The following is a 22,822-nucleotide window of genomic DNA, read 5'->3' on the forward strand; positions in this document are numbered from 1 at the left end:
GAGTGTCGGCACGATCCAATTTCGTCCTGCGAGGGACGGTCTTTCACTTCCGGCGCGGCATCCCCGACGATCTGCGTAAGCGCATCGGACGGCGCGAGCTGGTGCGCAGCCTCGCGACTTCCGATGTCCGCACTGCCAAGCTAAGAGCGTGTCAGTTATACGTTGCCTCGGAGAGCCTTTTCTCGGCCCTCCGTGCGATGCCGATGCTGACCGACGCCCAACTCGCCCGCCTCGTACAGGATTTTTACGGTCTCATCCTCGACGGTGAGAGCCGAGGACGCCTCGCGCACGGTGCCATCCCGAACGAGGTGCGCGAGCGCCGGGTCTTGCAGTACGAGACAATGGCAGTACGCAACCGCGACGCGCTCGCCTGTAACAGACTGGAGGAAGCCGGCTTCGTCACCGAGCAGATGCTACGCAAGCAAGGCATCGCGGTCATTGACCTCAGCCCGACGGACCTCGCCCAGGCGCGACAGGCCATGCTGCGGGCGGGCATCGACGTCGCTGAGGCCATCCGAGCGCAATATCAGGGCGACTTCAACTTCGAGCCCCGCGACCGCCTGCTGAAAATACAGCTGGAGGCGCTGGCCTCAGGGTCGTCCGTCCCGCCGACGGCCCCTCCTGCTGCGGTCGAGCCCGAACCTCAAACAGCCCAGCATGGCGTCGATCCCCTGTCGATCGTGGGAACGGCCTTTCGCGCCACGCAGGTTGCTACAGGTGCCTGGGACCGACAGACAGCATCCCAGGCTAGCGCGACCTTTCGGCTATTCGTGGACGTCTGCGGGGACCGGCCACTCTCCGCCTACTCTCGCAAGGATGCCGGCCGCTTCCGAGATCGCATCGAACGGCTGCCAAACGATTACGGGAAGCACCCGCGCTACCGCGCCCTCACCGTCGAGGAGATTCTAGCCGCATCCAACGCGTTGCCGGCCGTGAGCCGCGCGCCACTCATCACGCAGAAAACGGTCAAGCGGCACTTCTCGGCGCTGTCCGCACTCTGGACCGCAGCCGTGGCGAAGGACGAGGCGGCCGCCAATATTTTCGCCGGTTTCCGCTTTGCCAACAGCCGCAAGACCAGTGAGCAGCGCGACATGTGGGAGCGGGCCGAGCTTGCCCGCCTGTTCGCGACCCCAATCTGGACGGGCTGCGCCTCAGCGGCTCGACGCACCACGCCCGGCTCCCTAATCCTGCGCGACGAGAAGTTCTGGCTGCCGCTGATCGCCGTGTTCTCCGGCATGCGTCAGGAAGAAATCTGCCAGTTGCACGTAGAGGACATCCGACAGGACGAGGACGTCTGGTTCATCGACATCAATGATCGGCCACCACGCAAGGTGAAGAATGCGACCGCGGTGCGCCGCGTGCCGATTCATTCGGAGCTGATCCGCCTCGGCTTCCTCGTGCACGTCGAGAAGCACCGGCGCATCAAGCAACAACGGCTCTTCCCCGGCCTCGAACCGGGCGGAGCGGATGCAAGGCTCGGCCACGCCTTCACCAAATGGTTCACCCGCTACCGCCGCGACGTCGGGGTTTACCGGGTCGGCCTCGACTTTCACTCGTTTCGGCACACGGCGACGACGCTGATGCACCAAGCGGGCGTGGTGCCGGCGGTGATCGACCACGTCACGGGCCACGCGACGGCAGGCGAAACGGCACGATACACCAAGCGCTCGACCCTGCCGCAATTACAGACCGCCATCGAAACGATTGCGATCGGAGTGGATCTCTCGCGCCTCCACCCCAATGTGTCGAGTTAAGCCACCGAGCGAAAGACCCCCAGCAACCGGGGTTCGATCAGGCCATCAGCGCCGTCGCCCGCCTCTGAGTGGCGCAGGTGGTGCCTCACCCTCGGCCGGCGCCACGAACAACTCCCCCAGCGGGACGGCCAGCGCCTCGGCGACTTTGTCGAGCAAATCGACCGTCGGGTTCTCTGCCTGCCGTTCCAGGCCACCGAGATACGCACGGTCCACGCCCGCGTCCGCCGCCAGCCGCTCCTGGCTCAAATTCTGCGCCACGCGCACCCGGCGCAGGTTCCACGCGACCAATGCCCGACCCTTCAAGGATGAGGATCAGCGGTCAGCAGGGGCTATCTAACCACTGGCTATAGCCACAGGGTAAGGCTAAGCTTGCCCTGCGGCAGGGAGACCGTACGGGCACAGGGTCACGATGCGGGTGCGCATCCACCGCGGCACGCGCGAGATCGGCGGCACCTGTGTCGAGCTGGAGCACGATGGTGCCCGCCTGCTGCTCGACCTCGGCCTGCCACTGGACGGGGCCCCCGACGACACGAGCCACCACCCGGCGATCAACGGACTGACCGGCGGTGGTGATCTCCTCGCGCTCGTTCTCAGCCACGGCCACCGCGACCACGTCGGACTGAGCCACCTCGCCGGGCCGGACCTACCCGTGGCGATGGGCGCCGCGACCCTGCGTATCCTCCGGGTCGCCGCTGCCTTCGTCCCGGACAGCTATGTCCCGACAAACACTATCACCTTCACCGACGGGCAGGCGCTCCGCTTCGGCCCGTTCACCGTCACGCCGATCCTCGTCGACCACTCGGCCTACGACGCCTACGCCCTGCTGGTGGAGGCAGGTCAGCAACGGCTGCTGTACTCCGGCGACCTGCGCGCGCACGGGCGCAAGGGCGCGCTGTTCGAGCGCCTCGTGCGCGACCCGCCGCGCGGCATCGACACCCTGCTGCTGGAGGGATCGAGCCTCGGTCGGCTCGACGACGACCACGCCTTCCCAACCGAGGCGGACATCGAGGACCGCTTCGTCAGTCTGTTTGCCGACACCGAAGGCATGGCGCTGGTGGCGGCCTCGGCCCAGAACATCGACCGCGTCGTCTCCCTCTTCCGCGCATGCAAGTGCACCCGCCGCACGCTGGTGCTCGACCTCTACGCCGCCGAGGTGCTGGCCGCGACCGGCAACCCGCGCATCCCGCAATCCGACTGGCCGGGCGTCAATGTCTTCGTACCGCAACACCAGCGCGTGCGGGTCAAGCGCACCAGCCGCTTCGACCTGATCGAGCGGCACGGAGCGAATCGCATCTTCGGCGAACAACTCGCAGCACTTGCCCCCCGCGCCGCCTTACTGTTCCGCCACTCGCTGCTGCCCGACCTCGACCGAGCCGACTGTCTCACCGGCGCACGGGCAATCTGGTCGCAGTGGGCCGGCTACCTCGGCCAGCCTCGTGGCCAAGCCCTCGTCATCGATCTGGCTGCGCGCGCCATTCCGCTCAGCCATGCCCACACCTCGGGCCACGCCAGCATCCCGGACCTCAAGCGCCTGGCAGAGGCGATTGCGCCGCGCCAGCTCGTTCCGATCCACACCTTCGAACCCGAGCGTTTCCCGGCGCTGTTCGGGTCACGCGTCACGATCAGAGAGGACGGACAATGGTGGGAGACGGCGGCATGAGTAGCGTGGAGAACGCCCCCGGAAGCAGTACGGCTGCCGTTCCGTATCGACGCCTGGGCGAGCCGTTCCTCGCCGCCCTCGAAGCGCTGTTGGACGCGCCGAATGGAGCATGGTGGGCCGATGTGCTCGCCGACCCGGACCTGCTGCTGGCGGTCCGGAACCGGTCGCTCAACGTCTACTACCGCGGCGCCTCACTCTTCCGGATCACCCCAGCGAGCGAGGGCGTCGCGGCTGAGACGCACGTGAAGTACCTTGTGCGCCAGCGTCAGGCCATGACCCGCCTCGCCGCGGATGGCGGCTTCGGTCTCGATCCGGCCGCAGCGGTCTGGACCCGCTATGAAGGACCGGTGACGCTGGCAGAAATGAAGCGGGCCGCAACGCCGCTCGCCGGTCTGGAGAAGACGGGTGTGCACGCGCTGGTACAGGCCAGCCCGAACGTCGTCGATGTCGAGGTCTCACTCACCGGGGCCCCCCTCGACATCGCGGCCGAGCCCGACGGAGCGCAAGCGGAGGTGGACGCCGTACTCCAGTCCCCTGACGCGGACGCGGGTGTGGCCTTAACGCGGCAGGATCGGCTCGACGTAGCGAGCTTGGAGGAGCGGGGCGTGGCCGATGAGGCGTGGCTCGTCTTCCATGAGGCCAAGCTCGCGACAAACCCTGCCCTGCGCTCAAGATCGACCCCAGCCATCGTGGGGCAGGTCGAACGTTACCGTGCCACGCTGAAGCACGAGGCCGATCGCCTCGCTACGAGTTACCCCGCCTTGTGCCGCGACCTCGTCCGCCTCGACACGCTGCGCCGCACGGTGCGGCTGGCCCGCGGCCTCGACGTGGCGGCGCTGCCGCAGCGCGATCCGCTCGTAGACGAGGTGGCCTCCGGCGCACGCCGGCTGCGGGTCGACTCCGAGCCGCGCCTCGTCCTGTTCGGCTTCGACGCGGACCAAAGGGGTGGCACGGTCGGGATGATCACCGAGAGCCTGAAAAGCCAGCACGGTCTGCGGGTCTACGCGGTCGGCCGGCCAGGCAAAGGCACGGCTGCCTTTCGCCGTCCGAAGGATCTGTCATCCGAGGCAGTCTGACCCAGGGTGCGACCGCCGGCCGCAGCAGGAATATGCAGCCGGCGGTAAAATCGCGGGGTGGGGAACGGGAATACCTATCCTCGGCTCCGCCGGAGCTTCCGCGAGACCCTTCGTCATGTCCCTCTCGGCCCGTCAACCCACCTCGATCGGCCGCAGGCCACGCGTTCGCCGGCACATGCATGCCGCCACGACTGCCCTGCGTTTCGGCGTACTGGTCGCGCTCGCCGTCACCGCGATGCCGGCTCATGCCGACTCGCCCTTTGAAGGGCATTACCAAGGCCGCGGCGAGGGACGGCTCGATCTGCAGGTGTTTGAGCTGGGTGACGGCAGCGGCACTCACTTCGTCGTTGCCGAGACGGCGATTCCGAATGAATGCACCGGCGAGTTGCGCGGTCTTGCCAAGCCCGGTGGCGCCGGGGTGCTGACATTAAACCGCAAGGGGAGCGGCTCGGAGGAGATCTGCGCTCTAACACTGCGCTTCGGCTCTGACCGTAAGCGCGTGCGGATGGAGGAGCAGGGCTGCGGCGACTTCCACGGGACGTCTTGCGCCTTCGCTGGCGCGCTGACCCGCCGCTGACCTTTCCGCACCGGTTGGGCGCCTCCGCGCCTGGGCCGTCCGGCTTCCCCCTCCTCTCTTTTCGACGGATCACCCTCATGATGCGCGCGACGCTGCCGCTCGGCCTGCTGCTGCTGGCCGCCCACCCGGCCCAGGCGAACCCGCCGGTCGATGAAATCAAGTCCGGCGGCTGCCTCGAACTCAAGCTCGACGGAAAGCCCGCCTCCTGCAACCACGACTTCCGCCTCGTCGATGACGGCAAAGGCGAGGTCAACTTCGTCACCGGCTATCGTGCGGCTCAGACCAAGCCGGAGATGGTGATCAACTTCGCGACTGCCCAGACACCCGACATGGAGAACGCCTACGGCTACGCGCTCCGCCTGACGCACGTGACGCTGATGTCCGTTGGCGCTCCCAACCAGCAGCGGCATTGGCCAGCCACAGGCCTGTGCTTCATGGTCAAGCCGAATCCCTTGCGTGCGGGCGCCACGCCGATCAAGCAGGACATCGTCGTGATGTGCTCGGCGGCTCTGGCCGACGCAGGTGCCCCCATGCGGCGGATCGACTGGAAGTTCGTGTTCTGAGCTGGCCCTACCGGTCCCCCTGCACTGTGATCGGAGCACCCCCATGCACAGACTGACAATTCGAGAGCTTGCGGCGCTCCTTGCCTGCCTGACCTTGATGCCGGCTACGACAAGAGCGGCCGAGTTGATCCCCGGGCGCTGCCATATGGGCTCATGCAGCTGGTTCAGTCTTGAGGAGAAGGATCTCGTCGGCACCGCGAAAGCGGGAGCCTTGTTCAAGATCGTGCTCAAGGGCTGGCAGTCGCACCATCCGGACGGCAACTACGGCCGCAAGGCGCCGCGGCAGGGTGGGCAAGCGCGCACCAGCTACGTCTTCTGCTCAAAGACAAAGCCAGCACTAATCAATCGCGATGTGCAGGGACGCTGGGCGGCGGAGTACCTACCAATCAACGCCACTTTCGGGCCGCCGGGCGTGCAGGAGACGGCGACGACGATCTACTTCGCCGCCTGCCACGCAATCGGCGCCGGCAACCGGGAGGACACGACCGACCTTGCTCGCCGCTTCGGCTATCCCGAGCAGGAGACCGAAAGACCCGAGGAGAAGCCAATCACACAGCCCGAGGACATCCTGAAGCCATGAGCAAGGCCCTCCCGTCGGAAAGACTTCATATGGACCACACTGCAGGACACGGGCCGGCGTGCGCTGAACGCGAGACGGTGACCAAGCCGTCGGTCGGCATCTTCTGGGGCGTGCCGGATAACGGGCGCACGGTGTTGGTCACGGACCGCACGACCCTGGCGCAGGCGGAATCTTACGGCGACTGCCTCACCCACCCGCGCGGGCACCACGAGGTTTGGGAAGCTTGGCGCAGCCTCGGCGCGACGGCTCTGCGCCGCGGTGGTCTGCCGCCAGCCATTGCGGGGCACGAATACGAGGCGTTCCCACGCGGGCGGGTGGTCTACATGCGTGGGCCGGCGCTGTTCACCCTCTACGCCGACCGGCGCCTGCAGCGGCCGGAGACGATCGCCGAACTCGTCTGCTTGTTCGGCCTCACAAGGGAGCATCACACGGTGCGATCGGACGCACACTATCGAACGCTCGCCTGACCCGGAGGACACGCAGCATGGGCGGCAGCTCGGCCGACATCGAAGCGCTGCTGGTCGACGTCACCTACCCGGACAACCCAACGCCGGGGATGCTGCCGGCGATCTTTCGCGACATCGTCGGGCGGCTCAACGCGGCCGGGTTCTCCTACGCCGTGGTCGGCCGCATCGCCTTGACCCTGCACGAGCAAGCCCGCTTCGTCGGCGACATCGAGATCGTCGCCGACTTCGACCCGGACGGGGGCGAGCACGCCGCGAAGCTCGTACGGGCGACGCGGTCTCGGTTCGCAGCACACATGGACCCGCACCAGTGCCGACGCCCCATCGTCCTGACACTGCGCCCCTGCACCGGTACGACCGAGGCGGGGCTGCTAGATGAGGCAGTCACCCTCCCGTGGTTCGGCGTGCCGGCGCAACTGGCGAGCGCGGAGCACCTGCTTTGGCTGTGGTGCCACACCGAGGCCACCGACCATGCCATGAACGCCAGTGCGTTGATCGCGGGCGGTACGGTCGACCTCCACCGGGTGCAGGGCCTGCTGCGTGAGACGGACGATGTCGAGGAGAGCGGCCAGCGGCGGCTGCGGCTGTCGATCGGTGACGCGGTCCTGTCGACCACGTCCTCGTTCAGCCGGTTCATGGCAGAACGGCGTGCCCGGCTCGACCCGAACCAAGTGCCGGTCTGGCAGCTACAACGGGCGGAGGCCGTGGACAACGGGGAGCGCTAAGGGCGCGGCCGTCCAACACGACAGCTCCGCATCGCTGCGTAGGGCGACCGCGTCCAGGGCTGTTTCGCGCCGGTCGCAACGACTACATCACAGCGAAAATCACCCCAGCCGGCGGCAGACGAGCTGGACCAGCAGCCCCCCTGCCGCCTACGGCGCCCCCCGCTGGTGGGCGCCGGCGTACCACCGGCTGGCGGATGAGTGCCCCCTCGGCTAGGGCAACTCTGCCGCCATGCCCCTACGGCTTGGCGCTCTTGAGCTCTCCGCCCGGCTGACCTCAGCACCGAGACCACCCGACCCGGACCATCGCAGGGTTTCCGCGAATCTCGACCGCGCCAAGGGTTTGAAACTTGGCACCTCTCGACGGGTCGGTTCTGCCGACACGCGGCCTCGATAGTGGCCAACGACCTCCAGCTCGGCCCGACGGATCGATGCCTTGGTGAGCCCACCCCAATCCCAAATCTGCTCCGCCACCGTCGGCGAGCCACGCGAGCAGTTCAGCCGCTCACGGCCTCGCCCTGCCGCCGTGCGGCGCCGCGAGAACCCTTCCACTCCGGCGCCTGCTGATCCTGACTGACGCGCAGCCGTCGCCACTTGAGACCCGCGAACGCGGAATCGAACGAAGCGTCCGCCCCGATCGGTAACGCTGCCCGTGCCTCCGCCCAGAACCGCTCCACCAGACCTGGGTCAGCGTCCCATGCCGCACACCACCATGTCAGGATTGGCGCCCGCGCGAGCACCAGCGCTGACGGCAGCCGATCGCGCTTCACATGCTGGTGCACCCGGCGCGAGGACGGAACCAGATTCCAAAGGTCACCGCACGGCCACGCGGGCCATGGCGGCGCGTGATCGATGTGTAGAGTTCGTTTGAACGATAGTTCGAGCCGGCAATGGGCAAGAAGCTGCGATTACCAGCTAGGATCGCGCCGCTTTCGCCCTCTCTCAAGCCCATAGAGAGGCATCGATCCTATCAGCTGGTCTGGCGCTGCCGCGGCTTTGTTGCGCTCCTCAACGCCGATAGCGAGCGCCAATTGAATCAATGCTGACCTCGCAATCTTCATCACCCGTAGTGCTTTGGCTTCGAGCAAATCGCTGTTGATCGATTGGCCCAATCCGTTGGTCGCCGGCGAGATGAGCATCAGATCCCATGCCCATCCCTCATGGACCTGCAGATATTTATGCTCGAGCGCGTTGCGGATGTCGTACAACTCGCGGGCGTCCGCCCCGGTAGTACGCTTGAGTTCGTTGTCGAACAACTCCTTCGATAACCAGTAAAGGCCGCGCAACGGCCAGTTTGGATAAATTTTGAACTGATCCAGTAGGCGCGGCTTGCCCTCGGCCATCCAGACATTTTTGAAGTTAATGCGGTCGGCGACTTTGCCGAGCTTCCAGAAATGGTCAACGAGGTACGCCACCTTGTCTAGCAATGAGTAAGCGATGCGGTAGGCGGAGCGGACGCGCTCGGTCGCTAACGAATGTGCCGGGTAGTCGAGCGTATCGAACAACCGCACGCCGCGGTCCGAGAAATGGAGCTTGGTGCTGTTTAAACCCTCGTACAGCATAAAGCGCGCTGAGGCATATTCCTGCTTCATCTGATTGAAGAAGCCGATGACCGGCGGCGGCGAAAAGGCGCCGGGCCGGTCATCAAAAGACTCTGTGATCGCCGGCAGCACGAGATCGTCGATTGCCGCCGCCGTGAAAGGACCGAGATCGTTCAGCGGGCTGAGGAAGAGCCTACGGTCCAGACACCAGCGCCGATATGCTTGCTCGGCCTTGCTGCGCCCGAGAGCCGTGCCATCGAGATCCTGTAAAGCGCGTACACGATTTAGATCGACCGCCGCGGCATATGCGGAGGCGGTCGCGGCGAACTGCTGCCGCAGGTCATCCTGATTATCGCCTTCATAAATAGCATCCGGCGCGACTGCTGCCGCCAATCCGTCATGCGCGTGCAGCAGGAGGATCGCCCGTTCACGATCATCCTCCAGCAGCCCGCCATAATGTTTGAGGCCCAAGCCGCGGTTCGCTAGCACCATCGCAAAATTGGGGATGATCCGCAGTGCCGTGTCCCAGCCCTCGATCGCGTCGACGAAGCGTCCCATGGTGTGGAGCTGGTTGGCGCGATTGGTTAGGATCTGGCAGCGGCGGACGACGTGGAGCTCGGCAAAGCCGGGGTGTGCGGCGGCGCGGGATAGAGCCAAGACCTGCTGTTCCCGCTCGGCATGCTCCCAGTCCCGGGAACCGCGCTCACCCGCCAGCTCTTCCTTGGCGCTCCAAGCATTCGCGCGGAAGTACTCGATGAGAGCACCTTGCTTGAGCGTCAGCTCGCACTTCGCCAGCTCGTTGAGCAGATAAAGGGCGCGGTCGGCACCGGGCCGGAACTGTGCGTCAAGGGACGAGTCGATTAAGGTCGCGATATGATTGAGTGCGGCGTCGGCATCGAGCTTTGCGATCGAACGCTCACGCAACTTTTCCATCTCCGACAAAGTCGGCATACATCGTCCCTTTGTCGGCGGTCCGTGTCCGGTGTGATGACTTGGCATCAGTCGATCACGCAGCGCTACGAGCACACGCATCGAAATTCGGGAGATCGGCTTAACGTTAGCGAAGCAGGTCGGGAAGTTCGTAGAGAAGTTTCAGCGCGTCTGACCATCCAACGTCTGAAAACAGGCGCAGGGTCTCAACGAGCGCGGCGCGGCGCGTGTCGTCTTCGAAGATCGAGCGGTGGTCGGCAATATAGCGGGTGATCATCTGTACGATGACTGGCGCGGCGAGGCTTTCGTGATGATAGCCCTCGCGCGCGGCTGGGCCTGTCAGCAGCGCGTAGAGCGCGTTGAACACGCCGGCCGGATCACCGGGGATCAGAAACTCGTAGAGTTGCACGAGATGATGGTGTGTCGAAGGTTCGTGTGAGGCCGCCAGTAGAGCGAGCATCGGGCGATAATCGACAAGGAACCGGTGCATGGTGTCGGCTGACATGAGTCCGACCGCCGCCTCGCGACTGTCGGCATGCGCGCCCGAGCCGAAATAGAGCTGGTTCATGAGGTGGCCGATCACCGATTCCGCCGCCCTGTAGTTGGCAATGGCGGTATCGCGCTCGGCGCCCTCGACAGTCCCGCCTGTCACCGCGGCATGGCTGGTTTCCGCAGCCGCCGAGCACGCCTCCAGGATGACCATCGCCGCTTGCTGCGCGCGATCGGCAAGCCCTGCATCGCGCTGCTCACCGCTCGCATAGCGGGCGTAGAACGCGCCGCGCAGCATCGACAGAAAAGAGGTAAGAAACTCGCGGTGCGCGGCGGGACTGCGGGCTCCGGTCTTGAGCCATTCGAGCGCGAGCGCCTCTTCCTGCCAGCACCAGAGCTGCGCGGTCAGGCCACCGAGCTGTTCGGCTACCTTGTCGCGGCTGGGCTTGTCATCGTGCTCGACCGCCTCGCAGCGAGCCCGCACGATCTCGATGATCGCCTTGCACTTCTCGACATCGTGCCAGGTTAAGCGCCAGATGACATAGTGCAGGAAGGCGCTCAGTACCTCGATGTGCGGCTCGTCGCGCGCGACGTGCTCGGCCAGCGCCCACATCTTCCCGAGTGCGATGCGACTCAGCACCTGCAGGCTTTGCGACGCCTGGAGACGGACCTGCGGCGCCGGGTCGGCGAGGATCGCGTCGATCATGTCAACGATCTCAACATGATCTTTGCCGAACCGGTCAGAAAGCGAGACATAGGCTTTGGCAGCAAAGACGCGGACCTCCCAATTGCCCCAGCTCAGGCTGGAGTTTTCGTCCTTTTCCCTGGCCTCCGGAAAGCGGCTCGCCCAAAGCCGCCGCAACACTTCGAGCAGTTCCTCGATCGGCGGCATGCCATCGACCCCGGGCGCATAGGCCTTCGCACTGGCGATGCGTTCAACAGCATTGCTGACATGCCCCCAGACCGGCTGCTCGACCTTTTCATGCAGCGCATCGGCTTGAGCGTCATAGAACGCAATCGTCGCCGACACTTTCGCCCAGAGCTCGGCGAGCGCCGTGCAGCCACTGCTTACGGACATGGCCTCCGTTTTCTCGTTGAGCTCCTCGGACTGGGACAACATCTGCGCGTCCACGCCTTCCTCGACATCGACGCCTTCGTCAGCGAGCAGGCCGCGCGCGACCCCGCGCGAGGATCCCCAGCGCAGCGACATCGAACGCGTCGGCGGATTGCCGGTCAGTTCGTCCGCCGCCACTAGTTCCTCGCGCAGCGCACGCATAGGATCGGTCGCGATCGCGTCCGCATCGACCAGCGACAGGAAGCGGCTCAGCGTACGGCGCCACCAGCGCTGCTCGGTTTCATCCGCAAATAGACCGACCCGGAGCGCTTCGTTCTCGAATGCCGCCCGCCTGGAAAGCAAACCCGACGGGTAGACCGCGGCTAAGAAGCGAACGGCATCGCGTACGATGTCGCCATGCGCCAGGATCGTGATGTTGCATGCGAACGGCCACAGTAGGTCGGCGACCTCGCCGACTCGCTCGGCGCCGACGCCGAGGATCCGAGTCCACACCGCCGGCCCGGCATAGCCGGTTGCGGCCGCATCGACCGTGTCGGCGAAGGCGGCAGGCGAGCAGCTGCGCAGATGCGCGACGAGCTGTGCGAGCACATCGTCGTCCTGTGTGCCGCGGCGATCCTCAATGTCATCCCAGGCCTTATACTCATGACCGTGGCCGAGCAGGTCGAACGGCGCCCGGCCCTGCATGACGACCTGTTTGCGGGAGTCGCCTAAGGGCATCGCGCGATCGGTGTTACGGAGCGATGCCTCTACGATCGCGCGCGTGCCGAGTAGCACCGAAAACTCAAGCAGGCGTGTGACTCGCCGACCCAGATTGTAGCGGCAGTGACGGTAGTCCTGGCTGCGGTTTGACGAGAGTGGCATGATCCGGCTCGCCTGCCCGCCCATGAACGAGGTGCTGCCGTCGGTGATGTCGCGCGAGTAAAGCACGCTGTAGATCTCGATCGCGAAATTGGCGTCGGCTCTCGCGATCGGCATGATCTGCTCGGAAAGCCAGATCGCTTCCTTGTCGGCATGGGTCGAGAAATGCGGATCGCGGAGCATCCGGTCGAGCAGCGCCCGCGACGCGGCGGGATTAGACGCGAAGCTCTTGCCGACGAAGCGGATCGCATTTGCCGCCGTCTGCTGCATCGGCGGATCGGCGGCCCAAGCAAAGGCGAGCAGCGCACGCGCGGCGCGGCCAAAAACTTCGAGCAGTGCGGGTTCGACAATGTCGCTCTTGTCGAACAAGGTGTAGAGCAGGAAGCGTGTCGCGTCGGAAAGGTCGCGCGAGCCTGTCCTGATCGCGGCGTCGGCGACCGTCGCCCAGGCGAGCGCTTCGTCCGGCACGATGCTGCCGGCAGCATCACCCGCCAGGCCGACGAAGCGGGCGAGCCGCGAGAGCATCGTTGCCAGCGCCTCGTCATTGGGACGAGCCGCGATCAGCTCGACCAGCCCTGCGATATTGGTCAGCGTTGCCACGCGCTCGATAGCGGTGCGCAGCGCGACATTGGCGAGCACCGGATCGACCGCCGGATTGGCGTAGATGTCGGCGACCAAGCGCCAGACCTGCGCCTTGCCCTCAGCGTCCTGGCGCCACAGCCGCTCAATCGCGAAGCGCAGCGCGGGCGCGAGCATGAGCGCGATCGAGCTGTCGCCGCCGAGCTGCGGAATGAGCCGCGCGGGATCGTCCCACTCGAGGAAGAAGCGGCCGGCGACATGGTCGAACAGCACATGATGAGAGAAGCTGACGAGATCGCTAGCCTCGGCGAGCACGCCGGTCTGAATGACTGCATCGAGCTGATCGTGCCCGACGACGACCTTGCGCACTGCGAGCCGGCGCCGCACAACCATCGCGCCGACCGTCGCGGCCGCGGCCTGATGCGCCGGTGTGCCGACGAGCCGGTGATCCTCATAGGCGTCGATCAGGTCGGACTGGGTGGCAACGGTTCGGATGCTGTCGGGGCTGGCGCCATCGGCGAGCAGTTGCGCGGTAAGCGAGAGATTGAAGACATTGCGCAGCAGGTCGCGCAGCTGGCCGGGCGCGGCGGCAAGCAATGCGCCCAGATCGGCGGAGGCGACGCCGGCGGCGTCAAGATCTTCGTCCACAAGCCGCGGCACTTGGAAATGCCGCACGGTTGCAAGACCCGACTCCGCATAGGCCGAATCCGGCGGCGAACCGGGCATGGCGTCGCGGAACCGCCGACCGTTGCGCAGGTCGAACGTGCGGATCGAAGCGATGACGGTCCAGTTCGGCGCTGAGGCTCCCAGCATCTCAATCAGCTGGGCGAAGACGCCTTCCGCCGGACCGCCACGCGCGGCATCGAGCGCATCAATGATGAGCAGCTTGCGCCCAGCGCCGGGCGCCGCGGCGAGCACCTCGGTCAGCGGATGCGCCAACCCCAGCTCAGACTGGAGATTGGCGGCGATGGCGACGCCTGGAAAGCGGTCGACCGAGAGAAACACCACCGTATCGCCCGTCGCGCGGTACGCCTGAGCCAGCGCGACCAGCCCACCGGTCTTACCGGCGCCCGGCTCGCCAATGACGATCAGCGAGCCTGTATCGACCGCGGCGCCAAGCGGTCCGTCGCTGGCCCGCGCGATCGGGATGCCGCCGGCGATCGGCAGGCACGTGTGTCCGGCGAGACGCGCAAGCTCGGCCTCGGTCGCGGTCGATAGGCACTCCAGATCGGCGGTGTAGTCGGCGGCGCCGATGTCATTGTGGCCGAGCCTGCGAAGCTCTTGCAGCAGGCCAGCGCGATCCGCAGGCGCGCCGCTGCCGATCATGCCGCGGATGATGCCTTTCAACCCGCGCAAAGGCGCGTCGCCAGCGGCTTCGGCACCGTAGAGCCGTGCACCGAGCAGGCGCGAAGCTTCGCGCCAATTGTCTTCGCCCTCGTTCATCGAGAAGCGGACGATGCGGAACACCCGCGCCATCATCGCCAGTTCGACGTCGGTCGGCGGCGTGGCTGAATGCGTCGCCCATGCAGTCTGCGCATGCGTCTGGAATAGATTAAGCGCGTCGCGCTCTGCTGAAGACCGTCCGGCCTTCGTCGTCGTCCAGCTGCCACCGAGATCGAACGCACGGCATCCCCGCTCCAGCGTGTCGAGCGTGCGCGGCGCATTTGCGGCAACCGCGAGAACGGCTCGCGCTTTCGCCGGATCGAAGGCGATTCCGGCGGCGCGGGCGTTGATCATGAAGGCAACGAGCTGGCTAATCGTCTTGCCGAGTGGGCTCGTGGGACTCGTATCTAGCCCGGCGTTGGTTTTGCTCTGCAGGTCGATGCGGCTTGCATCGTCCTGATCCAGACGAATGTCGTCGAGCCCGTCTCCGGTCTCAAGCTGGATGGATATTGGCAAGGCGGTGTTGCCGAGGCCGAAGCGCCCGCCGACTGGCATCCGTGCCAGCAAATGGGCGGCAAGCCAGGTGCCGACCTCAGCCTGAAAATCCATGCCAGCTTCGGTCGCGCGGCCACCGGCGCGCATTTTAGATGTCGGTGAAGCTTTGCTAGCCAAGTGCGCTCCGTAAAAATACTGCCCTCACTGGGCATGCCACCGACATCACAAGCTGATGCGGCATTAAGCGATCGACCTCGCGCCATTCTTCCGTACTACGGCGAGCAATCTCAACCTCAGGTCGCCCGGCGGCCATCTTAAAGCCCAGGCCGGCTGGCCATGCCGCGGCGCGAGCCGAGCCCGCCCCGCCCTGCACGAGGCGCCTCGCACCAGGCGGTAACAGCTTCCGGACCGGGATCGGTGCAGATGATACAACGCCAAGACACATCAGGAGGCCGTTGGCATTGACGCGTAGCACTCATGACACCAGAGCAGCCGCAGCTAAGATAGCTTGATACTATGGGTTGCTTAGGAATTCTGTGAGTTGCCCGCGGCTCGCGTGACGACGCTCAAAATTGAGCGCGCCGCGGACCGAGTGACCGTCGAATCGGTAGATACCCCAGTAGTTCAGCTCCCCGCCCCAGCCGCTGCCATGAGGCCTTCCTCCGTGGGCACTCTTCTCGCCGGTGAAAGTCCACACAATTTCTGAAGTCCCCGCTTCAAGGAAAGCCCGCATCGCATCACGATCAACGACGGCCGCGCTAAAACCGGGTTCGTCGACTGAAGGATCTTTGAAGACGATGCGACCAGCGGCATCTGAGTAGGCCAAAGAACGGCCCTCCACCAACTGAAGGCCAAGCCCTCGTATCAGCGCGGGTGCCGGAACCGTGAAATTCAAGCTTTCCTCGATTGAGTAGTTATGACCCGAACGCTCTATGTACCAATCGGCAACAGTTGCCTCAACAGGCACAGTATCCCCGTCGCCAAGATGGTAGAGGCCGTCGATGTTAGCGAAGGCCGGGTGCCATGGATATTCGCCGAGATAGCCGCCACTAGGTATCTCGACTTCGGTCGGCTCCCTACGGTCCCGATCCGATCGAGCGAGCCACGCTTCCAAACGATTTGCGTCGCCACGAGAGACGAGCATCGACTTGACCTTATGCCAGGTCATGCGGTGGATCACGCGCTCACCATCGACCATACACCATTGATTGCGGCTGACAGTCGTATCGAGTACCAGCCAGCGTCGGCCGCCTGCGTCGGCAACGTCAATCTGCGACACAGGGTCGGGTAGATCTCGCGTCTCGTCTTCCATCCAAGCGATGCGTGCCTCTGGTGGATCGTCGCGCCAGCGCGAGACGTGCGGCGACCACCAAGTCGCCGATTGCCGATTTGAGACGGACTCCTTCGTGCGGGTGACGAGGACGGTTGGGTCCATCTCGCGCGCGCTGATTTGCCAAGGCCCGCGATAAGGCACGGGTTCATCTCGGAAACTGCCGGCGACGAGAGCAATATCTGACAGCCGTCCGGCTAACTCGTGAAGGGCGATCCACTGATACTTTTTACCAATTCGCTCGATTCGATGTTCCATGCGTCCGCCGCTCGGGACCCGGCGGTCGAAATCTGAGAATCGCTCTGGATTCCAGCCGAGTTCGTGCGCGCGCCAGGCGACCCAACGGCGAGCCGACATGCCAGCGTAGGTTGGGTGCCAAGCCGCTGCCTGCTCGTCCCACATGCGACCTCGTAGGAAGCCGGCCGCGCGGATCTCGAATTCCAGCAACTCCTCTTTTGTTAAAAGGGCTTCAAGCTTGGCAATCGCGGCGTCGCGTTGATCCTCTAAAGCGCGGCGCGCATCAAATTCCCCATCCGCGCCAGAGCTGAAAGTCCATAGATCAAATCTAGTGGGCATACTATTCAATCGCCCAGCTACTTCGATTACGCGGTCGAGTGCAGCTTGGCGCTTGGGAAAGGGCACGATGGCCTTCGTGTGCCATTCCTCGTATATTTCGCGCATCGAACGGCCATGTTCCTCACGAGAAAGTAACAAGAAGCGGCCGGCCAGCGAGTCGATCTCGTAGCGAGCGAAGTCGCCGTCTTCGACCGCAGAACTACAGATCTGATCGCGGAAGCGGTTCTTACCATAGTCCTCAAGATAGCCATCGATCGTCTCCTCTCCGACCTCCTCGAGCGGCTCTCCGCGAAGGTAGGGTGGGCGGACGCGGTCAAGTGGGACGTCGTCCGGCAGGACACCTCGATAGGCGGCAAGTTCGATGATGCCGCACGCGTGGTCGCGAACCAGTGCGTGAACCGGTAGCGGATCGCGCGCGAACACGGCCGCGAAGGCGTTTCGAGCGAGTTCGGCAAGGCCATCGCTGCCCGTGCGGCGGGTCGCTGCGCCGTAGGAGGCAGCGAGTACGCGGTCCACGACGTAGGGATCACCAACGTCAGCGAACGAACGGACCAGTGAGGCGGCAAGATCGCGACGATCGACGAGCAACGTGGCGAGCGCCTTGGTCGCCATGTCGCGTACCCACCGATGGCTCAAACTGGTCAGCCAGGCGAGTGTGATCCCGGCCAACTGCGCACGTTCCGGTTCGATCTCCTCCAATCCGTTTACAAGGACCCATTCGATCAACGTCTGGATTGCACCCTCACCCTCTTCAGCTAGGTTCGCGGCCCGGGTTGACCACTGGAGGTCACGCTCGGGCAGCGACAACGACTGGAGCCGACTGTGAAGGTCGCTGGCATTAAAGCGGTTTCTAGGTTCAGTGGCGACGGAGAGTATGGTCTCAAGAACCGCGTCGCCCCCAATTGCGTCAGCCCAAATCTTGACCAACTCCATGGTACGTTCGGTGAAGACGTCCTGGCGACGCCAAAGGAGACTCAGCTGGAAGCCGTGCACAAGTTCCCACTGCGCACCTCTATTCTTGACGACGTCGATCAACTCGACTCCGTATCGCTCCGGCAGCTGGACGGCCAAAGCCTCGGCCACCCCAGCGAAACGGTAGGCATCTGAGCCGACCACGTATGGAGCGAGTGGCCCACCGGACCCGAAGGCGTCTTCGGGATCGTCCCGCCCGACATGAGTTTCGAGCAGGCGCTGGGCGATGCGATGGTCGCTTAATCGCTCGAAGGTGAATCGCACCATCTCGACGATGATACCGTTCTCCCCCATCGGCTCGACCGCCAGCACCCCTTCTGTCTCGAACTGAGACCACAGGCTCTGCTCGGCGCGTCCGGCGGACGGGTGGATTGTCTCGAGGATAGATATAGCCGTGTCGAGAGGGAGGTAGCCGATAGCCGCCGCGACCATCGCCTCCGTTATCGCATCGAGCGCACGCTCGGCGCGCTTGAGCCGAGGCTCCAGGCCCATGCGCCGGTTGAGGGTATCGATCACTGCCCTGAAGTAGAAGTCGAAGATGCTGGAAACGCCGGCGATGCCACGCGGCAGCTCGCGCTCGCCGCGTCGCTCCAGCATGTCGCAGCAAGTGCGTAGGAAAAGTGGGTTCTCGAACTCGGGGGCGAGATGCGGGGCGGCCATCCGTACGATCCCGCGTTGGTCTAGGTAACGTCGGGCAGCTTCAGTCGCCTTTCCTGCGAAGCCAGGATGCGCGAGCCGCGGCAACGCGGCCTCGTCGAGGTCCCGTACTATGTATGGGACGAAGGTCGTCCGACACGAGGCCAGCACCGCGACGTGCGCGAAGCGGTCAGCGGTGGCGAGAAACGCGGCAATGCGTTCGGACCAGACCGCGACGCCGTTGCGCTCGTTAAGCGCGTCCACCATCACAAGCGCCCGCGCCCCGGCCGCCTCGGCGGCGGCGTCGAGTGCGCCGAGAATCGCGTCCGGCGGCATGCCGATGAGGCCCAGCTGATCGGACATCTGCCGCCAGGGATCGGCGTCCCCGAACGCCGCGCCAAGCGCGAGCACCGCGGGAAAGCCACGCCCGATATGATGCTCCGCCACGTCGGCGAGCAGATGCGACTTCCCGACTCCGGCCTCGCCGGTCAGCAGCAAGCGCCGCGTGTTGGCCAATCTAATCCCATCCGCCGCGGTCACCTCGACCACGCGGTCGAGCACTTCGCGGAGTCGTTCGGCGAAGTGGATGCCGCTGCGAGCAGCCTCACCTTCGCCGCCGGGCTTGCGGCGAGTGTCCCACATCACTGTCGAGCAGCGGTTGAGCGTCGCGATCGCGGCAGAGGCCAAAGCTCGCCAAGTGGCAAGCGGTATAGGGTCGGTCGGGCCGAGCGGGGCTTTTCGGATGGATGAAGAGACAGCGGCCGCCTCTTCACGGAGCGATACCAGCAGGTCGTCATAGGGCGTTCCGAGGACGTCGCGAATGCGGTCGACCGCGCGGTGCCGTGACTCGTCGACATCGTCAGCTAGATCAAGAAGCGTGCGGACGAAATCGGGATCGCGCGCGAACGCCACCAGACTCTGGCGGATGGGTAGCTCGACGTTGAGTTCAGGCGAGTATCGTCGGCCGAGCGCCGCGCGCGTGATCGCAAAGCGATCCCGCATCCATTCGATGCTGAAGTGTGGGATGTCGAACCAGTAGGTACGACGTCCCACATGGAGTGGATCGTTACGCGACAACCGCTCCGTGAGCTGGAAGCTGCCCCAGAGTTCGATCTCGACGACACGTGGGGCGATTGACACCTTTCGCGCCGCTTTCCAGTCGTCCCAGCGATCGCGCTCCGATTTCCGCTTGCCCACGCGTCCGTCGGAAAAGTCGAACGGAAGGCAGACGACGAAGCGCGCGAGCGTAGGATGCTTATCGACGGCATTGTTGAAGGACTCTGTAAGCTGCCCCGCCTCTCCGCTTCCAAACTCGAAGAAGTACTTCGCTTGCCAGCCCGTCTCCGAGCCGTCACGCTCGACGCGGTAACATTCTAGGCCTGCATCCGCGCCGATCCCCTTCCGATGGAAGGGCATGCCGGCCAGTGTGTCTAGCGCTGCTAGCTGGCAGACGACTTCCTCGAAACCATTGTGCCGACTGCCGTGGTGCGGACGGATGGCTCGGAAATCGATCTCGGGAGACGACATTGGCACGCTGAAACACTCGACGTTAGGGTATAGCGGGAGGACTGCTCGTCCGAAATTACCAATTTCTCGTTCCAGCTGGACATCCTGGCACGGTTCGCCGCGTTGTGGGCGCCGATTCCAGAGATCGCCATCAAGTTCTGCGGCCGACTGGCGCAGAGGCGCGCTCACTACTGGACAGGACGGCGCCCGAGTTGTTTGCGGTCCACCACCCGACGACGGGTCAACTTCCGCTCATGGAGCATCTCAGAACGAGCGACGGCGCTTTGACGCAGCGCAGCGAGTGCGCCCCGGCTGTCCGACCCGCTATCTTCGCGAAAACATCAGCCAGACCAGGGACGAGGCTCACGCAGCCAGCCGGGTGGCGGCGGTGGTGCGCTACCTGCGCCTACCACCCCTACGCCGACACCCGCCAGCGTGCCTGCCGTACCACCGCCGACGTGGACGACGATGGCTGCGACCGCCTCCTGGTGGACCGGCACCTCGACCGGCGACCACGCCGAAGTATCAGACGGATTACGGTCATGCGCACTGCTGGTGTGGTCGGGAGCCACGCCGCGTCGTCCCCTTCGTCGTTCATCCCGCTGCCTCCTCCGGGAACCCAGTCCAGCCGCACCACCGCGGCCGTGACCCAGGACCCGCACGATGGATATCACCGCCCCCCTGCCGCCCGCCGCGGACGAGCCCGCCCCCCTTGCAACCGCCGGCCACACGATCCTCGACCCCAGCGACCTCGGCCTGATCGACCGCGTGCCCCTCATCCCCGAGACCGCCCGTCGCCGACACTGCGTCTTCGTTCCCGCCGACCACCGCTTCAAGGCCGCCGCCCGCTTCATGCAGGCGCTCTGGCGCGAGGACCGCGGCCTGGCGATCGGCACCCACTTCGACCGCCGCGAACCGCACCGTCCACGCCGTCTCGGCTCACGTATCTCGACCGCGGCCGGGGCACTCGGCAGCAACTTCCTTCATCCGGACATCGTCCCGGTGGTCACCCGCGCCCTGGCGTATCGCGAGCCGGGCGCTGCCTACGACGTCGACCGGCTGAAGACCAACCTGCTGTCCTCACAGCCGTTGGCCTTCAACCTGTTCGGCCCACTCGCCTGCGACCTCGCACTCGCCACCCGGTTCGTCGCCGAACTGCTCCCCGGGACTCTGACCGAGGTCACCGACATCCTGTTCGAGCACTCGCCGGGGCGAGGCGCCCCCCGCTTCACCGCCGACCGCACCGCCTTCGACATCGTCCTGCGCGGTCGGGACGCGACCGGCGCCCGCGCCATCGTCGCCATGGAGGTCAAATATAGCGAGGTGGGCCACGAGCACGCGCCGCCACCCCACCCGCGACATGCGCAGATCGCCCGCACCACCCCCGACCTGTTCGTGGATCCGGACGACCCGACCCTCACCGGCCCCGCCTGCCAGCAGCTCTTCCGCCAGCACTGCCTCGCGAGCGCCATGCTCACGGCCGGTCTCGCGGACAAAGCGACGCTGGCCTTCATCGCCCCGACCCACAACCAACTCGCGCATGCGGCGGCGGCAACTTACACGCGCCAGCTCGCCGACCCACAGGCTGGCCCGATCCCATTCGTGCCCACAACCTTGGAGCATGCGTTCGTGGCGATAGCGACAGCCGGCCTCCCGGACCATGCTCGCGCGCTGCACCGCCGGTACACGGACTGGTGGCTCGTCGACGGTGAACTCGAACTCGCGGCCATGCCCACGACCGGACCGGTTCCCGCCGCCGCACCGACCGCGAGGACCACCACCGACATACCGGCGGGTTCGAAGCTGCTGACGCGGCGAAGCCGACCGCACGCAACCAGTCCATTCTCCAAGCAGGTTGCCCGCCCCGCCTGACACGGCCCCCTCCACTTCGGTTCGCCCGCCCCGCTCTACACTGGCGATCGCACACCACCGCTTCGTCCCCGGCGCAGCCGAACACCGCGCCGGGCCTTCATGTTGGGCCGCGCCACCGCCGCCGAAGATGCGCAAAGCCGACACACGAACTACCGGCCGCGGCCAGACCGCTTCGTCGTACAGCGAGGCCAGCGCACACACTGGGAGATCCTGCTATCCAGCGTGAAGCCTTGATGGCTCTATACGACTCATGTGGAGGTATAATCTATCAAAGCAGGCGCCTGTAGTTTAGATAAAGCAGCTTCGATCGACGGCGCCGTGCCGGAGCTCTGCCGCGAACACGACTTACCTCGTCTGTACTTATGCGCTTGCTAGCAGCAGGTGCTACTAAATTCTGCGCCCTTACCAGAACCGCTGCAGCAGCACCCGGTGCGGCGTCCCTCCCACGGGGCGCCCCTTCATGCATTTCGACCACGACGATCACAGCCGCTTCATCACCACGCTCACGACAAGCCGCCGCGTTGATGCCGCCCCGCACTATCTCGCGTGGATCCTGCGTCACCCAAGCTTGTTCACTGCGTCGGCAGCAGAACAGCGCCGACGCCATTCAATCGCGATCAACCTCGATCCGGCCCCCAACGGTCGCGGCGCGGTAACGCTCAGCTGTCCACAGAGCGGCACTACCGAGCGCCGCCGCCTCCAAACGCGATATCTCTCGACATTGCGCCTCACGGCCGAGACTGGTGATGATGAGGCCGTCCTTGACGTTCGCGGGGCGCACACCTTCGTGCTGACCGCTGATCTGAGCCCGCTTCTCCAGCCGGGACCGGCGATCGCCACCCGCGTGATCCTCTCCTTCCACTTCGTGCCCGAACCCTGGTGGCCGCGTGACTTAACGGACGCCCTGAGCGAACTCGCGGACCTCTGGCTCTGGTGCCTGGAGAAGCAGGCGCATGCGACGGCGCAGCACCATCGACCACACCGTACCTGACGGCACCACCCGCGTAGGCGCATCGCCTTTCTCGCAGCGATCCGCGCGCCGCCAAGTGTCCGAAACTTGGCGCGTCTGACCACGGACGTTCTGCCGATATGCCGCCTCAGGCGAACCCTGCGAGCTGCAGCTCGCCCCGCCTTTCCGAGGCCCGAGAGGCGCGAAAACTCAGAACGATGCGAAGGACGACTGA

Annotated in this window: 14 protein-coding genes; 10 read left to right on the top strand and 4 right to left on the bottom strand. The window is 65.3% G+C overall.

The features are described from left to right. The first annotated feature begins 2 nt into the window (after positions 1 to 2). Positions 3 to 1,754 (top strand): site-specific integrase, encoded by a 1,752-nt coding sequence (locus OVA30_RS18070; protein ID WP_268176263.1) that lies wholly within the window; start codon positions 3 to 5, stop codon positions 1,752 to 1,754. A 45-nt stretch (positions 1,755 to 1,799) separates the two neighbouring features. On the opposite strand, the gene OVA30_RS18075 is transcribed toward OVA30_RS18070, so the two are convergent. Continuing rightward, positions 1,800 to 2,057: a helix-turn-helix domain-containing protein gene (locus tag OVA30_RS18075; protein ID WP_268176264.1), complete on the bottom strand. Its 258-nt coding sequence runs from the start codon at positions 2,055 to 2,057 to the stop codon at positions 1,800 to 1,802. A 106-nt stretch (positions 2,058 to 2,163) separates the two neighbouring features. On the opposite strand from OVA30_RS18075, the gene OVA30_RS18080 reads away from it, so the two are divergent. The 7 genes from OVA30_RS18080 (at position 2,164) to OVA30_RS18110 (ending at position 7,399) form a co-directional block, all read left to right on the top strand. After that, entirely contained in the window at positions 2,164 to 3,414 is a 1,251-nt protein-coding gene (locus tag OVA30_RS18080) for an MBL fold metallo-hydrolase (protein WP_268176265.1), read from the top strand. After that, positions 3,411 to 4,490, top strand: a complete 1,080-nt coding sequence (locus tag OVA30_RS18085; RefSeq protein WP_268176266.1) for a hypothetical protein — start codon at positions 3,411 to 3,413, stop codon at positions 4,488 to 4,490. Before OVA30_RS18080 ends, OVA30_RS18085 begins: the two co-directional genes overlap by 4 nt. 115 nt (positions 4,491 to 4,605) lie before the next feature. Continuing rightward, on the top strand, positions 4,606 to 5,067 hold the full coding sequence (locus OVA30_RS18090) for a hypothetical protein (protein WP_268176267.1): 462 nt from the start codon (positions 4,606 to 4,608) through the stop codon (positions 5,065 to 5,067). Between the two features lie 77 nt (positions 5,068 to 5,144). Continuing rightward, positions 5,145 to 5,630 carry a hypothetical protein gene (locus tag OVA30_RS18095; RefSeq protein ID WP_268176268.1) on the top strand — a complete coding sequence of 162 codons (486 nt, stop codon included), beginning with the start codon at positions 5,145 to 5,147 and terminating at the stop codon, positions 5,628 to 5,630. Positions 5,631 to 5,673: 43 nt separating this feature from the next. Continuing rightward, complete coding sequence (locus tag OVA30_RS18100; RefSeq protein ID WP_268176269.1) at positions 5,674 to 6,210, top strand: hypothetical protein; 537 nt, start codon at positions 5,674 to 5,676, stop codon at positions 6,208 to 6,210. A 77-nt stretch (positions 6,211 to 6,287) separates the two neighbouring features. Beyond that, a complete protein-coding gene (locus OVA30_RS18105) occupies positions 6,288 to 6,677 on the top strand; it encodes a hypothetical protein (protein WP_268176270.1) in 390 nt (129 codons plus the stop codon). 17 nt (positions 6,678 to 6,694) lie between these two features. Continuing rightward, entirely contained in the window at positions 6,695 to 7,399 is a 705-nt protein-coding gene (locus tag OVA30_RS18110) for a hypothetical protein (protein WP_268176271.1), read from the top strand. A 905-nt stretch (positions 7,400 to 8,304) separates the two neighbouring features. Here OVA30_RS18110 and OVA30_RS18115 read toward each other — a convergent pair. From OVA30_RS18115 to OVA30_RS18125, 3 genes are all read right to left on the bottom strand, one after another. Beyond that, positions 8,305 to 9,888 carry an LA2681 family HEPN domain-containing protein gene (locus OVA30_RS18115; protein WP_268176272.1) on the bottom strand — a complete coding sequence of 528 codons (1,584 nt, stop codon included), beginning with the start codon at positions 9,886 to 9,888 and terminating at the stop codon, positions 8,305 to 8,307. 106 nt (positions 9,889 to 9,994) lie between these two features. After that, a complete protein-coding gene (locus OVA30_RS18120; protein WP_268176273.1) occupies positions 9,995 to 14,893 on the bottom strand; it encodes an ATP-binding protein in 4,899 nt (1,632 codons plus the stop codon). A 367-nt stretch (positions 14,894 to 15,260) separates the two neighbouring features. Then, a complete protein-coding gene (locus tag OVA30_RS18125) occupies positions 15,261 to 19,787 on the bottom strand; it encodes a hypothetical protein (RefSeq protein WP_268176274.1) in 4,527 nt (1,508 codons plus the stop codon). Between the two features lie 642 nt (positions 19,788 to 20,429). On the opposite strand from OVA30_RS18125, the gene OVA30_RS18130 reads away from it, so the two are divergent. Both OVA30_RS18130 and OVA30_RS18135 read left to right on the top strand, forming a co-directional pair. Continuing rightward, on the top strand, positions 20,430 to 21,638 hold the full coding sequence (locus OVA30_RS18130; protein ID WP_268176275.1) for a PGN_0703 family putative restriction endonuclease: 1,209 nt from the start codon (positions 20,430 to 20,432) through the stop codon (positions 21,636 to 21,638). 460 nt (positions 21,639 to 22,098) lie between these two features. After that, positions 22,099 to 22,629: a hypothetical protein gene (locus OVA30_RS18135; RefSeq protein ID WP_268176276.1), complete on the top strand. Its 531-nt coding sequence runs from the start codon at positions 22,099 to 22,101 to the stop codon at positions 22,627 to 22,629. Positions 22,630 to 22,822 lie beyond the last annotated feature (193 nt).

The sequence above is a fragment of the Methylorubrum sp. SL192 genome, from assembly GCF_026672325.1.
GTDB lineage: Bacteria > Pseudomonadota > Alphaproteobacteria > Rhizobiales > Beijerinckiaceae > Methylobacterium > Methylobacterium extorquens.